The organism is Micromonospora sp. NPDC051141 (assembly GCF_044455765.1).
In the GTDB taxonomy this organism is placed as follows: domain Bacteria; phylum Actinomycetota; class Actinomycetes; order Mycobacteriales; family Micromonosporaceae; genus Micromonospora.
The window spans coordinates 118,939-133,282 of record NZ_JBITFD010000004.1; the positions used below are offsets into that span (position 1 = coordinate 118,939).

Genomic DNA, 14,344 nt, shown 5'->3' on the forward strand with positions numbered 1-14,344 from the left:
GGCCCCTCCTCACCCCGCTGGTCAGTACGGGTTGGGGTGGCCGGGGAGGTGGCCCTTGGGCACGGCAGCCGCGCGGCCGGGGAGGGTGGGGTCCGTCGACAGCGGCGGAGACTTGGTTCCCGACCTCGTCGACATGCCGGCGATGAGGTCCTTCAGGGCGGTCACCGTGTCGATCCGGGGCGCCCAGCCGAGGTCGGTCTCGGCCCGCTGCGCGGACATCAGCGGGACGTTCAGCGCCAGGTCCACCCACCCGGTGTCGACCGGTTGCAGCCGGGCCCGCCAGGTCACCGCCGCCGCGGCGCGCAGCACCGGCACCGCCACCGGCACGGTCCAGCCGTGGAAGTGCCGCGCCACCAGCGCCGGCGTCAGCACCGGGTCGGTCGCCACGTTGAACGCGCCGTGCGCGTCGCCCAGGACCGCCCGGGCGTACGCGTCGGCCACGTCGTCGGCGTGCACCGCCTGCATCCGGAGCCGCCGGTGCGAGGGCACCAGCGGGAACCGGCCGTAGCGCAGCAGCCGCACCGGCACCAGCGGACCGAGGAAGTAGCGGCTGATCTCGGTGCCGGCGTCACGCTGGAAGATCAGACCCGGCCGCAGCCGGACCACCCGCAGCCCCGGGTGCTCCTGCCGCACGTCGTCCAGGAGCGCCTCCACCTCGGCCTTGTCCCGGCTGTACGACGACGTCCGCACCCCGGTCGCCGGCCAGTTCTCGCTGACCGGATGGTCCTTCGGGCCGGGCGCGTAGGTGCCGACGGACGACGCGTACACCAGGGCGGGAACGCCGGCCCGGACGGTGGCCTCGACGACCGCGCGGCTGCCGCCGACGTTGGTCCGGTAGAGCGTGCGCCGGTCGTGGCTGGGCTGGATCTGCCAGGCCAGGTGCACGACCGCCCGCGCCCCGGCGAAGATCCGCACCAACTCGTCAGCCGCGCCGGGCGCGCCGATGTCGCAGGAGTGCCACTCGACGTCGTCGTACGGCTCACCGGCGTCCGGTCCGGGCAGCCGGCGGGCCACGCCGACCAGTTCCGCCCCCGACTCCTGCCGCAACCGGCGCAGGACCGCCGTGCCCACGTTTCCGGTCGCCCCCACGATCACGATGCGCATGCCCGATGCGGTACCCGCTGAACCGGACAGCAACCGTTCAGGGGCGTGGGTTCGTGCGGACCCAGCCCTTCTCCCGAGCACGACACCACCACGGGAGTACGGGATCCCGGCGCGTACGCCCCGGGTGGTAGCCCGACCGGCAACTCCGGCATGACGCGCCGCGACGAGGCCGGTCCATACGCTGCCGTCCGTACCCGCGGTCCACGACCCTGAGGGAGTCCCGATGTCGATCAGCAATCTGCTCGCCACCACCCTGGCGGCACCGCACGTCCCGGTCGCCGCCGGTGGGATCGGCGGCGGCCGACCGCCGGCACCAGGGCCGTCGCCGCCACCCGGTCGCGCCATCGCCAGCTCGACATGGCCGAAGCGTAGCGGCCCGGGCGGGGAGGCCGCCCGGGCCGCGGCCGTCAGCGTCCGGGCCGCGCCCGTCAGCGTCCGGGCCGCCGCGCCCGTCAGCGCCGGACGAGCGTGAAGCCGCCGGGCAGCACAACCGCCGGCACCGTGCCACCCCGGGTCCGGGTCCGGGAGCGTCGCACGCCCTGCGCGTCGTACGTCTCGACGCACGCCGTCCCCGCGCCGGGCACGGTGACCGGGACGGTCCGGGGCGTGCGGGCGGCGCTGCGCAGCAGCGCCGTCGTCGATCCGGTGCCGGCGATCACGTACCGGGAGACGAGCGGTTCGAGCAGCACCGCGTCGACCACGGCGTCCCCGCCGGCCGAGACCGCGACCAGGTCGACGACGTCGGCCGGTGCCTCCGCCGGGCCGCTCGGCGTCACCGGCAGCAGCGCGCCGGGCGTCGGGGAGGTCCCCTGCGCGCCGACCCGCCCGTGCCGGACGGTGCCCACGGTCCGCGCCCGGCCGTCGGGCGAGGCGGCCGACCACCGGGTGACGGCCGGGCTGCCCGGCCGCAAGTCGACCACCGGCAGCACCAACCGGGGCTGGTCCGCGGCCGGCAACCGCCAGCGGGCGGTCGCACCGGCCGGCAGCAGGGCGTACGCGCCACTGAACGCGAACTCGCCGGTCCACGTCGACTCGGGGGTGACCACGTCCGCGCCGCCGGTCAGCGTGGCCTGTTCGGCCTCCACCACGGTCCCGCCGACCCGCGCCACGATCCGGCCCTGCCGGGCCAGCGCCGCCACCTCGGCGTGGGCGTCCAGCGCCAGCATGCTGAGCAGGCCGTGGATTGTCGACTCGGCGCCGGCGTTGCGGTTGACCGTCCCGTCACCGGCGATGCCGTCGACGGTGCGCCCGGTCGCCGGGTCGTACCCGGGCACGCCGGCCGCGTTGGCGCCGAAGTACCAGGCGGCCACCATGCCGGCGAGCTGCCGGAACCCGTCGCGCCCGGTGGCGTCGGCGACGGCGAGCAGCGACTGCACCCGGGAGTCCACGCCGTAGGCGATCTGCGACCGGTCCGTCGGGGTGGGCTGCCGCCCGTTGTCCGGGCCGCCGGAGGTGAGCAGCCACGGCGTGAAGACCGCCGAGTCGGTCACCGCCGGCGTCAGCAGCCGCCGGTCACCGAGCACCCGCGCGGCGACGGCCAGCGCCGCGGGCATCTGCGAACCCCAGGCGTGCCACACCGAGCGGGACAGCGCCCAGGGGCGGACCGCGCCGAACGGCCACTCCCGGACGTCCCCGTCGGCCAGCGCGGCGATGCCCTCGGCGAACCGGCTCAGCGCCCGCCGCGCCCCGGCCCCGCCACCGGCCCGCACGTACGCGGCCAGCCCCAGCACGGCCTCCGCGGTGGCGTCCGCGCCGTCCGCGATCAGCCAGCCGGGCGTCCGCTCGCCGTCGACGACCTGCCAGGTGCCGTACCGGACGAGCACCTGGCGTTCCAACGCGTCGACCGCGAGGTCGAGGCGCCCGCGCAGGAACGACGCGAACCCGGGGTCGGCGGTACGCCAGGCGGCGTACCCCTCGCCCAGCGCCCAGACGGTGCGGGCCAGCCAGTACGACGGGCCGCTGTCGGACGGGTCGGGCAGCTCGACCGGTTCGGCGCTCGGGTTCAGCGTGCCGTCGGGCTGCATCCAGAGCACCACGTTCCCGGCGTCCGGCCCGGTGGCGGTCTGGAGATAGGTCAGGCCCCGCAGCAGGGCGTACGAGGCGTCACGGCTGGTGGTGGCACCGGTGGACCGCCAGTGTCGCAGGTAGACCACGGCGGCGCGGGCGATGTCGTCGGCGTTGTGGGCGCCCTGCCCCCAGGTGTCCGCCGCCGGGTCGTACGCCCCGCCGCCGACGCGCCGGAACGTGCCGTCCGGGTTCGGTTCGGCGTACGTCCGGAGCACCCCGACCGTCGGCGTGTCGGCGAGCCGGTACGTGGTGTGCCCGGCCTGCGCGGGCGGGGTGACCCGGTCGAGCAGGAAGTCCAGGTGGGACAGGTTCGTCAACGGGTCGGCGGGGGCGGCCCCGGCGGGGGCGGGCGGCGCCAGCAGCGGTCCGGCCAGCGCGAGGCTGCCGCCCAGCAGGAGGGATCGGCGTTTCATGGGGTCTCCTCGGGCGTCAGGGGGTGTGGTCGAGCCGGGCGACGCCGATCTTCGTGTCCGCCATTCCGTAGAACACGAACCGCACGCCGTCGACCTCCTCGATCGCGGTGGGGAAGACGACGTTGGGCACGGTGCCGGCCTTCTCGTCCTCGGTGTCCGGCACGAGGATGGGCTCGGCGGTGCGGGCCAGCACCCGGGCCGGGTCGGCCGGGTCCAGCAGCATCGCCCCGGCCGCGTACTCGACGCGTTGGGTGGTCGGGTCCCAGCCGCTGGGGACGTGGCCGGTCACCCCGTGGTGGAGCAGCAGCCAGCCCTCCGGCACCCGCAGCGGCGGCGGGCCGGCGCCGATCTTCAGCTCCTCGTAGGGGAACTCGGACAGCGCCACGCAGCGGTGGTCGCGGGGGCGGGCCAGCGCGGTGACGTCGGCGCGCACCTCGTCCGCCGGCACGTACGAGATCCAGATGCCGGGCCGCTCGTCGGTGGTGCCGGCCGGCAGGTGCACGCCCTCGCCGGGGCGGAACCAGCCGAGGTCCCACATCGGCCGGTGCAGCATGGCGTAGCAGGGCCGGCCGTCCGGGCCGGGCACCGGTTCGGGGAAGAACACCGCGTCCTTGTTGGGGAACAGGTTGAGGTCGGTGTCCAGGTCGGGCTGGTAGGCGAACTGCACCGGGCCGAGCCGCCGCCAGGAGCGCAGGTCGGTGGAGACGGCCAGCGCGAGGCGGGGGCCGAGCGGCCCGTACGCCACGTACGTCATCAGGTGCTGGCCGAGGTCCGGCACCCAGGTGGTGCGCGGGTCCTCCACCCCGGCGTTGTTGAGGCCGCGCTCCCAGCCCTCGTCCGGGGCCAGCACGACGCCGTGCCGGCGCACGCCGACCGGTACGCCGTCGCGCAGTTCGACCTCGGCGAGCCCGACGCGGGACACGTTGCCGTCGGCGACCAGCCGGGGCAGCAGGTGCAGCCGGCCGTCCGGGGTACGGCCGCTCGCCGGGTTGAGCACGCCGGCGGCCTCGAAGGGTTCGGCCGGGTCAGGCGCCATCAGCACGCCCAGCCGGGTCAGCGTGTACGGGACAGTGGTCGAGACAGGCATGTCAACCTTTCACACCGGAACCGATGTCGGTGGAGATGAAGTGTCGTTGGAAGGCCACGAAGAGGCCGACGGCCGGCGCGGCGAGCACACAGGCCCCGGCCAGCACCGCGCCGTACGGGTTGGCGGCGCGGGCCGCCACGTTGCTGATGTAGTTGGCCAGGGAGACCGCCAGCGGCTGCATGTCCGCCTGCTTGGTGATCAGGAACGGCCAGAGGAACTCGTTCCACGGCCCGATGAAGGTGAGCAGCACCGCGGTCAGCAGCGCGGGGCGGACCAGCGGCAACGCCACCGACCAGAGCAGCCGCAGTTCCCCGGCGCCGTCGATCCGGGCGGCGGCGAACAGCTCGTCCGGCAGTTGCAGGAAGAACTGCCGGAAGACGAAGACCGCGGTGGTGTTGATCGCGAACGGCAGGATCATCCCGAGGTAGGAGTCGGCCAGCCCGTACCCGCGCACGATCAGCACGTAGAGCGGGATCAGCAGGAGCTGGAAGGGGATCACCTGAACCAGCAGCACCAGCGCGAACAGCGTGCCCCGGCCGCGGAACCGCAGCCGGGCCAGCGCGTAGCCGGCGAGCACCCCGAAGACCACGGTGCCGAGGATGACGCCGCCGGTGAAGACGCCCGAGTTGATCAGCGAGCCGAGCAGGTCGACCCGGGAGTTGATGTCCCGGTAGTTGTCCAGGGTGAGGCCGGAGGTGGGAAACGCCCCGGCGACCGAGGTGTCCGGTTCGGCCTGGAGACTGCCGATCAGCATGTAGTAGAAGGGGAAGAGGAACAGCAGGGCCCCGGCGAACAGCACCACGTGGCGCAACAGCCCCGGCCAGCGGGCGGTGGAGGTCGGTGTCACGTCAGTCCCTCTCGATCAGCCGGCGGTTGACCAACGAGATGAGCAGCACCCCGATCACCAGCAGCACACCGATGGCGGCGGCCACGTCCGGCTGGCCCTGCTGGATGCCGCGCTGGTACATCACCAGCACCGGCGAGGCGGACGCGCCGTTCGGGCCGCCCCCGCCGGTGAGCAGGTAGGGCTCGGTGAACAGGTTGGCGCCGGTGATGGTGGCCAGGATGACCACCAGGGCGGTCGCCGGGCGGACCGCCGGCACGGTCACCGACCGGAACCGCCGCCACCAGCCCGCGCCGTCGACCGACGCCGACTCGTACAGCTCCTTCGGCACGTTCTGGAGCGCGGCGAGGTAGAGCAGGATGAAAAAGCCGAGCTGCTTCCAGACCACGAACACCGCGATGACCGGCATCGCCAGACCGGCGTTCACCAGCCAGGACGGGTCGGGCGCCAGCGGGCCGAGCACGGAGTTGACCAGGCCGTCGGCGTTGAACAGGAACAGCCACACCCCGACCACCGCCACGCTCGCGGTCACGTACGGCACGTAGAACGCGACCCGCAGGAACGTCCGGGCGTGCACCACCCGGTTCAGCGCGACCGCCAGCAGCAGCGCCAGCACCGTGGTCAGCGGCACGTTGATGACCAGGAAGATCCCGATGTTGCCGAACGACTGGCGGACCGCGGGGTCGGCGAGCACCGCGCGGTAGTTGTCCAGCCCGACGAAGGGCCGGTCCACCACCGCGCCCGGCGCGGCGAAGAAGTAGTCGTGGAAGCTCATCCAGATCGCGAAGCCCAGCGGATAGGCGAACACCACGGCGACGAACACCGCGTACGGCGCGGCCAGCACCATGCCCACCGGGTGGCGGCCCAGCACGGCCGCCACCCGGCCCCGACCGGCCGGTTTCGGGCTTCGCGCGGCGGCCCCGGGGGCGGGGGCCGCCGCGGTGGAGGTGGTGGACATCAGGAGCCGGCGGCGAGCTGGTCGACCTTGTCCGCGGCGGCGCCGAGAGCGTCGGGCACCGGCTTCTTACCGAAGATCACCGACTCGGAGTACGCGTCGCGGAACGCCTGCCAGACGGCCACCGAGTTCGGCACGTTCGGCACCTCGACCGTCCGGGCCGCCTGGTCGGCGAACGCCTGGTAGGCCGGGTTCTTGGCGAAGTGGTCCGGGTAGGCGGCGGCCAGGTCGGTGCGCAGCGGCATCTGACCGGTCTTGGCCAGCAGCGCGCCGTCCTGCTCCTTGCTGGTGGCGAAGCGCATCACGTCCCAGGCGGTGGCGCGGTTCTTGCAGGCGGAGTACATGGCGACGTTCTTCGCGTCGCTGAACGTGCGAATCTGGTCGGCCGGCTTGCCGGTGGACGTCGGCACCGGCACCGCGCCCCACTTCACCTTGTCGCCGTACACCGAGATCGCCCACGGGCCGACGATGGCCATGGCGGCCTTGCCGTCGGCGAACGAGTCGCCGTTGTACTTCTCCTTCGGCGCGAGGCCCTCGGCGTAGAGGGTCTTCCAGAACTCCGCGACCCGCTGCCCCTCGGGCGAGTCGAACTGGGCCTTGCCCTGGTCGACGAGCTGCTTGCCGCCGGTCTCGGCCGCGAACAGCGGGTAGAAGTCGAACCAGGACTGGAAGAACTCACTGGTCGGGGCCGGGTAGATGGCGGCCTGCGCGGCGCCCGACGACTTGATCTTCCGGGCGGCGGCGAGGAACTCGTCGTACGTCGCCAGCGGGGGCCGCTCCGGGTCCAGGCCGGCCTTGGCGAAGACCGTCTTGTTGTAGAAGATCATCACCGGGTTGGACTTCCACGGCAGTTGGTAGAACTTGCCGTCCGGCGACTTGTACTGGTCCGCCGTCTGGCCGGTGCGCTCGGCGATGTAGGCGGCACCACCGTCGAACGAGTCCAAGGCGACCAGGCCGCCCTGCTTCTGGAACTGCGGCACGGCTGCCGGCGCGGTGTTGAAGATCAGGCAGGGCGCGTTGCCGGCGGTGATGGCGGCCCCGATCACCTCCTCCGAGCTGGTGCCCGCCGGGATCTCCTGGGCGGTGATCTTCTGGTCGGCGTGCTCCGCGTTCCACGCCTCGACCATCGCCTTGCCCCAGGCCAGTTCCTCCTGGTTGTTGGAGAGCCAGATGTCGATCGGGCCACGGGCGGCGTTGGCCTCGGCGGCGTCGCCGCCACCGCCGCTGCCGTCGCAACCCGCGGTGACGGCGAGCGCGGCGGTCAGCAGCAGGGCCGGAAGGGTACGTTTCATGTCTGCTCCGATCGGGACGGTGCGGGGGAACGACGCCGCTGGGCGGGCGGCGCCGGTGGTGGTGCGGTGGAGGCACGGAGAACGAGTTGCGCGGGCGGCGTGGGCACGTCGGCCACCGGCTCGCCGTCGATGAGTTCGAGCAGGACGTGCGCGGCGGCCCGCCCCCACTCGAACGGGTCGGTCCGCACGGTGGTCAGCGGCGGGCTGACGTAGCCGGCCAGCTCCGCGTCGTCGAACCCGGTCACGGAGAGCTGTCCGGGCACGTCGACACCGAGTTCCCGGGCCACCGCGAGCCCGGCGATGGCCATCAGGTCGTTGGCGTACACGATCGCGGTGGGCCGCTCGGCCCGGTCGAGCAGCACGCGGGTGGCCTGTGCGCCGCCGGCCGCCGAGAAGTCCGACGCCACGCAGAGGTCGGCGGGCAGGCCGGCGTCCGTCAGCGCCCGCTCCCAGGCCAGCCGGCGGACCCGGCCGTGCAGGAAGTGGTCCGGCCCGGCGACGTGCCCGATCCGCCGGTGTCCCAGCTCGACCAGGTGGGCGACCGCCGCGGCGATGCCCGGCCGGTCGTCGATCAGCAGCGCCGGCCAGCGGGTCGGCGCCATCGGTCGGGCGATCGTCACCGCCGGCAGCCCGAGCTGTTCCAACAGCGCGAGCCGTGGGTCGTCCACCCGCAGGTCGAGCAGGAAGACGCCGTCCACCCGGCCGTCGGCGGCCAGCTTCCGGTAGCCGGCCTCCTCGGCCGACTCCGGCACCACCTGGAGGACGAGCGCCTGACCCCGGTCGGACAGGGTCCGCTCCACCCCGGCGATGAAGGCGGGGAAGAACGGGTCCGCGCCGAGCAGCTCGGGCGGGCGGGCGATCACCAGGCCGACCGCGAACGCCCGCGAGGCGGACAGCGCGCGGGCCCGGTGGCTCGGCTCCCAGCCCAGGGCGCGGGCGGCGGTGAGGATCCGCTCCCGCGTCTCGTCGGCCACCCCGGGGCGGCCGTTGAGCGCGAAGGACACCAGACCCTTCGATACGCCGGCCGCACGGGCGACGTCGCGGATCGTCGGTCGACCTGGCCGGGTCACCGGCACCTCCCTCGTCGGACGGATGACTAAACCGGTTTAAGCAACGGAGGTTAGACCGGTTCCCCCGACTGCACAACAGGAGACGGCCGATCGATGCGCGGCGGCTCGACGGCAGGTCAACGCGCTGGTCGGGCGGATCCGCCCGGCGAACGAGGGTCGACCAGCGCCAGCCCGGGTGGCGTCAGAGCTGAGAACACGAGCCGGGTGTTGGCTCGGGTGAGCGGCGGCGAGCCCGTCGAGATCACGACCGTGGACACCCGTCGCGCGACTGGTTCTGGCAGGAGACGGCAGGTCGGTGTTGCGCCACCGTTGGTGGCGGCAGGGCGAGCCGTCGCCCCGCCAAGCCGGACCTCAACTCCCGGGCCGGTGATCCGGTAGCCTGTGGCCCGACGGGCCGTTAGCTCAATTGGCAGAGCTGAGGACTTTTAATCCTTAGGTTCTGGGTTCGAGTCCCAGGCGGCCCACCCTTGGAACATCAGGCAAGCGGCCTGGTCGAGCGACCATCGACCGGGCGCTGATTGGACTCGAACTTCGGGTGCGTTTCTTGTCGCTCTGACAACCACAGACGCACCCAGAACCCACTCGTCGCCACCTACCCGCTCCGACGGCGGGCGCGGGTACCCCCTTGACGTGGACCTGTCCGTCGCCACACCTCGGGAGCATGATGCCGGTCATGAACCAGCATGTGGCTGCGTACGCCTTCCTGCACGAGCTGTACGAGGACGACTACTTCCCGAACCATGTCGTCGACAGGGGCCGAGCGATCCTGGTGCGGTTGTGCGAGCGGATCGAGGCGGAGCAGCCGAAGGATCTGGCCGCCCTGTACGTGCTCACCGATGCCGCGACGGACGAGTTCAACCTGCTGGAGGCGGAGTTCGAGGAAGCCGGTAGTGAGATCGAAACGACTGCGCGTGAGGCCATCGGCGAGGACTTCTGGTTCATCGCGACCAGCTACGGATTCATCGACGCCGACACCGAGCGACTGATCGCGAATCGGGAATGGTGAGCCGGCCACGCGAGCACGGCACCTGCGACGAGTTGCTCGACCACCTGGCCGAAGCCGTCGGGTCCGTCACCGCCACCCACCCGACGCGCGTCGCCGTCGACGGGCCGCCCGCCGCCGGCAAGACCACCCTCGCCGACGAGCTGGCCGCCGTCCTGCGCGAGCGTGGCCGCGAGGTCATCCGCGCGACCGTCGACGACTTCCTGTTTCCCCGGGCGCAACGCTATCCGCGCGGTGAGTTCTCGGCCGAGGGCTGCTACGTCGACGCCCACGACCGGGAATCGCTGATCCGGGTGCTGCTGGACCCGCTCGGCCCGGGCGGGAACCGGCGCTTCCGCCCCGCCGTCTACGACCACGCCACGGACGCGGTGCTGTCCCTGCCGGTCACCACCGCCCCCGCCGACGCCGTGCTGGTCTTCGACGGCGTCTTCCTGCTGCGTCCGGAACTGCTCGACCGGTGGGACCTGCGGGTCTTCGTGTCGACCGCACTCGAGAAGACCGTGGAGCGGGCCGTGGTCCGGGAGCGCCAGGTGTCGTCCCGGGCGGAGGTCGAACGGCGCTGGCGCGAGCGGTACCTCCCCGCCCAGCGGCTCTACTTTGCCATGGCCCGCCCGACCGAGCACGCGGACATCGTCGTGCACAACGACGAACCACGGCAGCCGGTCTGGGAGAGCCGCGCCGGTTGGAGGCAGGATGGTGGCCGTGACCGCCGCACCCCGTCCTCCACTGGCCACGCTGGAAGCGGTCCTGGAGCGCCTGACGTACGTCAACGAGGAGACCGGCTACACGGTGGCCCGGGTGGCCACCGAGCGGGGCAGTGACCTGCTGACCGTGGTCGGCGCGCTGCTCGGCGCGCAGCCCGGCGAGAGCCTGCGCCTGCACGGACGATGGTCGTCGCATCCGCGCTACGGCCGGCAGTTCGAGGTCGACTCGTACACCACCGTGCTGCCCGCCACCATCCAGGGCATCCAGCGCTACCTCGGTTCGGGTCTGGTGAAGGGGATCGGGCCGGTGTTCGCCGAGCGGATCGTCGCGCACTTCGGCCTGGACACGTTGCGGGTCATCGAGGAGGAGCCGGCCCGACTGGTCGAGGTGCCGGGGCTGGGCCCGAAGCGTACGGCGAAGATCACCGCCGCGTGGGAGGAGCAGAAGGCCATCAAGGAGGTGATGGTCTTCCTCCAGGGTGTCGGCGTGTCGACCTCGCTGGCGGTGCGGATCTACAAGCAGTACGGCGACGCCTCCGTCGACGTGGTCACCAAGGAGCCGTACCGGCTGGCCGCCGACGTGTGGGGCATCGGCTTCAAGACCGCCGACACGATCGCCCGGTCCGTGGGCATCCCGCACGACAGCCCACAACGCGTGATGGCCGGCCTCCAGTACACGCTCTCCGAGGCCACCGACGACGGGCACTGCTACCTGCCCGAACCGGTGCTGGTCGCGGACGCGACGAAGATCCTCGACGTGCCCGCCGACCTGGTGGCCCGCTGCCTCGACGACCTGGCGGCCGACGAGGGGGTGGTCCGCGAGGCGCTGCCCGGCGGGGACGGGGAACCGGTGCCGGCGGTCTACCTGGTGCCGTTCCACCGCGCCGAGCAGTCGCTCGCCAACTCGCTGACCCGGCTGCTGCGCGACCGGGTCGACCGGCTGCCCCACTTCCACGACGTCGACTGGGACAAGGCGCAGCGGTGGTTGCGCGCCCGCACCGGCAACGACCTCGCCGAGGAACAGGAACAGGCCGTCCGGCTCGCGCTGACCTCGAAGGTCGCGGTGCTCACCGGCGGGCCGGGCTGCGGCAAGAGCTTCACCGTACGCTCGATCGTCGAGCTGGCCGTCGCGAAGAAGGCGAAGGTCACGCTCGTCGCGCCGACCGGCCGGGCCGCGAAGCGTCTCGCCGAGTTGACCGGCCATCCGGCCGCCACCGTGCACCGGCTGTTGCAGCTACGCCCCGGTGGTGACGCCTCCTACGACCGCGACAACCCGATCGACGTCGACCTGCTGGTGGTCGACGAGGCCAGCATGCTCGACCTCATTCTCGCCAACAAGCTCGTCAAGGCGGTCCCGCCCGGCGCGCACCTGCTGCTGGTCGGTGACGTCGACCAGCTTCCGTCGGTCGGCGCCGGTGAGGTGCTCCGCGACCTGCTCGCCGCCCCGTCGATTCCCCGGGTGCGGCTGACGCAGGTCTTCCGCCAGGCCGCCGAGTCCGGCGTGGTCACCAACGCGCACCGCATCAACGCCGGCCGCCCGCCCCTTCTCCAGGGGCTGCCGGACTTCTTCCTGTTCGCCTGCGACGACACCGAGGCCGCCGCCGCCCTGACCGTCGACGTCGCCTGCACCCGCGTCCCGGCCAAGTTCGGCCTGGACGCCCGCCGCGACATCCAGGTGCTCGCCCCCATGCACCGGGGCCCGGCCGGCGCCGGCGCGCTGAACACGCTGTTGCAGCAGAAACTCACCCCGCCCCGCGAGGGGCAGCCGGAACGGCGGATGGGTGGGCGGGTGTTCCGCATCGGCGACAAGGTCACCCAGATCCGCAACAACTACGACAAGGGTCAGGCGGGCGTCTTCAACGGCACGCTCGGCATCGTCACCGCCATCTCCCCGGAGGACCAGACGCTCACCGTCCGCACCGACGAGGACGAGGACATCGCGTACGACTACGACGAGCTGGACGAACTCAGCCACGCGTACGCGATGACCATCCACCGGTCCCAGGGCTCGGAGTATCCGGCCGTGGTGATCCCGTTGACCACCAGCGCCTGGATGATGCTGCAACGCAATCTGCTCTACACCGCCGTCACCCGCGCCAAGCAACTGGTCGTCCTGGTCGGTTCCCGCCGCGCGCTCGCCGCCGCCGTCCGCACCGTCGGCGCCGGACGACGACACACCGCCCTCAACCACCGCCTCACGTGACCGCCCCGAGCCGACCTTGGACGACTGCGGTGGCCCACCGTCGCCACGGTGAGCCACCGCCTGTCGGTCAGTTGGCGACGAGCCGGAACTGCTGGTTGGCCTGGCCGTTGCAGTCGTAGAGCTGGATCTGCTGGCCGTTGCCGGCGCCCCAGACGTCCAGGCAGCGGCCGGACTGCACGCCGCTGATGGTGCCGTTGGAGTTGACGTTCCACTGCTGGTTGGTCTGCCCGTTGCAGGCGTAGATCTGGACCGCCGCGCCGTTGCCGGAGCCGGCCGCGTCCAGGCAGCGGCTGCCGCCGTAGATGGTCAGCTGCTTGCTGCCGGTGTACGTCCACTGCTGGTTGGTCTGGCCGTGGCAGTCGTAGAGCTGCACCCGGGTGCCGTTGGTCTGCGACGAGCTGGGCACGTCGACGCACCGACCGGACTGGCTGCCGACGATCCGGCTGGCGCCGCCGGACGGCGGCGGCGTGGTCGGCCCGGAGGTCGGCGTCGCGGTCGGCGAGGTGGTCGGCCCGGGGCCGGCCGCGTTGAGCGCGTTGAGGACCGAGGTGTACGCGGCCTTCTTGTTGCCGCCACCGTCGAACAGCAGCGGGTTCTCGTTCGAGCGCCACGAGTCGCTGTCGCGCACCCCCCACACCGTGATGCCGATGCAGCGCGGCACGTTCAGGCACGCCTGCGTCAGACCCTGGTACTGCGAGGTCGACGAGTTGGTGACGTCGACCTCGGTGAGCGCCACGTCCACGCCGAGCGCCGCGAAGCTGGACAGCGTGGTCTGGAAGTTGCTCGGCAGCGAGCTGCCGCCGGTGAAGTGGGTCTGGAGACCGACGCAGTCGATCGGCACGCCCCGGGACTTGAAGTCCTGGATCATCCGGTAGACGCCCTGCGTCTTGCCGTACGACCAGTTCTCGATGTTGTAGTCGTTGTAGCAGAGCTTGACCGACGGGTCGGCCGCCCGCGCGGTGCGGAACGCCACCTCGATCCAGTCGTTGCCGGTGCCCTGGAGGTTCGAGTTACGGCGGCTGCCGTCCTCGTTGAACGCCTCGTTCACCACGTCCCACGCGGCGAGCTTGCCCTTGTAGTGGGCCATCACCCCGTTGATGTGGTTGATCATCGCGCTGCGCAGCGTGCTGCCCTGCATGTTCTGCATCCAGCCGGGCTGCTGGGCGTGCCAGGCCAGCGTGTGACCGCGCACCTTCAGGCCGCGCTGGGTGGCCCAGTTGTAGATCTGGTCGCCGGCGGAGAAGTTGAACTGGTTCTGGTTCGGCTCCGTCGCGTCCGGCTTCATCTCGTTCTCGGCCGTGATCATGTTGAACTCACGCGCCGCGATGGTGCTGTACGTCGAGTCGTTCAACCGGCTCGCCGCGATGGCGGTGCCGAAGTAGCGGCCCGACTGCGCGGCGGCGGCGCCCAGCGTGCTGGCGGCCTGGGCCGGGCCGGGCACCACAAGCGCTGCCCCGGCCAGGGCCAGCGAGCCGGCGGTGGCGGCCAGCAGCAGGCGGTAGGGGCCACGCCTGAGTAGACGTTTCATGACACTCCTCTGCATAACGGATGAGGATGCGCAAGGCTGTGTGCACGGACCGCGCACCTGGCGGGGACACCACC

General features: G+C 72.3%; 11 protein-coding genes, 1 tRNA gene and 1 pseudogene. 5 read left to right on the forward strand and 8 right to left on the reverse strand.

Annotated features, from left to right (window positions below):
* Positions 1 to 21: 21 nt before the first annotated feature.
* On the reverse strand, positions 22 to 1,104 hold the full coding sequence (locus tag ACIA6B_RS08830; protein ID WP_396772196.1) for an NAD-dependent epimerase/dehydratase family protein: 1,083 nt from the start codon (positions 1,102 to 1,104) through the stop codon (positions 22 to 24).
* 223 nt (positions 1,105 to 1,327) lie between these two features.
* On the opposite strand from ACIA6B_RS08830, the gene ACIA6B_RS08835 reads away from it, so the two are divergent.
* Positions 1,328 to 1,576: a hypothetical protein gene (locus ACIA6B_RS08835; protein ID WP_396772197.1), complete on the forward strand. Its 249-nt coding sequence runs from the start codon at positions 1,328 to 1,330 to the stop codon at positions 1,574 to 1,576.
* On the opposite strand, the gene ACIA6B_RS08840 is transcribed toward ACIA6B_RS08835, so the two are convergent.
* Genes ACIA6B_RS08840 through ACIA6B_RS08865 form a run of 6 tightly spaced genes read right to left on the reverse strand, consistent with a single transcriptional unit; the run spans position 1,557 to position 8,832 of the window.
* Entirely contained in the window at positions 1,557 to 3,584 is a 2,028-nt protein-coding gene (locus ACIA6B_RS08840) for a hypothetical protein (protein WP_396772198.1), read from the reverse strand. The genes ACIA6B_RS08835 and ACIA6B_RS08840 overlap by 20 nt on opposite strands.
* Before the next feature lie 16 nt (positions 3,585 to 3,600).
* Positions 3,601 to 4,671, reverse strand: coding sequence for a hypothetical protein (locus ACIA6B_RS08845; protein WP_396772199.1), 1,071 nt, complete (start codon positions 4,669 to 4,671; stop codon positions 3,601 to 3,603).
* Position 4,672: 1 nt separating this feature from the next.
* On the reverse strand, positions 4,673 to 5,518 hold the full coding sequence (locus ACIA6B_RS08850) for a carbohydrate ABC transporter permease (protein ID WP_396772200.1): 846 nt from the start codon (positions 5,516 to 5,518) through the stop codon (positions 4,673 to 4,675).
* A gap of 1 nt (position 5,519) precedes the next feature.
* Positions 5,520 to 6,473 (reverse strand): carbohydrate ABC transporter permease, encoded by a 954-nt coding sequence (locus ACIA6B_RS08855; protein WP_396772201.1) that lies wholly within the window; start codon positions 6,471 to 6,473, stop codon positions 5,520 to 5,522.
* The gene (locus ACIA6B_RS08860; protein ID WP_396772202.1) at positions 6,473 to 7,762 is read right to left on the reverse strand and encodes an extracellular solute-binding protein; all 1,290 of its coding nucleotides are present in this window, start codon (positions 7,760 to 7,762) and stop codon (positions 6,473 to 6,475) included. Before ACIA6B_RS08860 ends, ACIA6B_RS08855 begins: the two co-directional genes overlap by 1 nt.
* Positions 7,759 to 8,832, reverse strand: a complete 1,074-nt coding sequence (locus ACIA6B_RS08865) for a LacI family DNA-binding transcriptional regulator (protein ID WP_396772203.1) — start codon at positions 8,830 to 8,832, stop codon at positions 7,759 to 7,761. Before ACIA6B_RS08865 ends, ACIA6B_RS08860 begins: the two co-directional genes overlap by 4 nt.
* Positions 8,833 to 9,223: 391 nt before the next feature.
* On the opposite strand from ACIA6B_RS08865, the gene ACIA6B_RS08870 reads away from it, so the two are divergent.
* The 4 genes and pseudogenes from ACIA6B_RS08870 (at position 9,224) to ACIA6B_RS08885 (ending at position 12,742) form a co-directional block, all read left to right on the forward strand.
* Positions 9,224 to 9,296 (forward strand) — tRNA-Lys (locus tag ACIA6B_RS08870).
* A gap of 209 nt (positions 9,297 to 9,505) precedes the next feature.
* Positions 9,506 to 9,838, forward strand: coding sequence for a DUF5713 family protein (locus ACIA6B_RS08875; protein ID WP_396772204.1), 333 nt, complete (start codon positions 9,506 to 9,508; stop codon positions 9,836 to 9,838).
* Positions 9,832 to 10,515 (forward strand): annotated as a pseudogene (locus tag ACIA6B_RS08880) (AAA family ATPase); the annotation flags it as partial. The gene ACIA6B_RS08875 and the pseudogene ACIA6B_RS08880, both read left to right, overlap by 7 nt.
* Before the next feature lie 13 nt (positions 10,516 to 10,528).
* Positions 10,529 to 12,742 carry an ATP-dependent RecD-like DNA helicase gene (locus ACIA6B_RS08885; RefSeq protein ID WP_396772205.1) on the forward strand — a complete coding sequence of 738 codons (2,214 nt, stop codon included), beginning with the start codon at positions 10,529 to 10,531 and terminating at the stop codon, positions 12,740 to 12,742.
* Between the two features lie 67 nt (positions 12,743 to 12,809).
* On the opposite strand, the gene ACIA6B_RS08890 is transcribed toward ACIA6B_RS08885, so the two are convergent.
* Complete coding sequence (locus ACIA6B_RS08890) at positions 12,810 to 14,270, reverse strand: endo-1,4-beta-xylanase (protein WP_396772206.1); 1,461 nt, start codon at positions 14,268 to 14,270, stop codon at positions 12,810 to 12,812.
* Positions 14,271 to 14,344: the final 74 nt, after the last annotated feature.

Coding starts and splice junctions, on each gene's coding strand:
- ACIA6B_RS08845 (WP_396772199.1), bottom strand. CDS start 4,671: ATGCCTGTCTCGACCACTGTCCCGTACACGCTGACCCGGCTGGGCGTG.
- ACIA6B_RS08885 (WP_396772205.1), top strand. CDS start 10,529: ATGGTGGCCGTGACCGCCGCACCCCGTCCTCCACTGGCCACGCTGGAA.
- ACIA6B_RS08840 (WP_396772198.1), bottom strand. CDS start 3,584: ATGAAACGCCGATCCCTCCTGCTGGGCGGCAGCCTCGCGCTGGCCGGA.
- ACIA6B_RS08860 (WP_396772202.1), bottom strand. CDS start 7,762: ATGAAACGTACCCTTCCGGCCCTGCTGCTGACCGCCGCGCTCGCCGTC.
- ACIA6B_RS08855 (WP_396772201.1), bottom strand. CDS start 6,473: ATGTCCACCACCTCCACCGCGGCGGCCCCCGCCCCCGGGGCCGCCGCG.
- ACIA6B_RS08890 (WP_396772206.1), bottom strand. CDS start 14,270: ATGAAACGTCTACTCAGGCGTGGCCCCTACCGCCTGCTGCTGGCCGCC.
- ACIA6B_RS08875 (WP_396772204.1), top strand. CDS start 9,506: ATGAACCAGCATGTGGCTGCGTACGCCTTCCTGCACGAGCTGTACGAG.
- ACIA6B_RS08830 (WP_396772196.1), bottom strand. CDS start 1,104: ATGCGCATCGTGATCGTGGGGGCGACCGGAAACGTGGGCACGGCGGTC.
- ACIA6B_RS08835 (WP_396772197.1), top strand. CDS start 1,328: ATGTCGATCAGCAATCTGCTCGCCACCACCCTGGCGGCACCGCACGTC.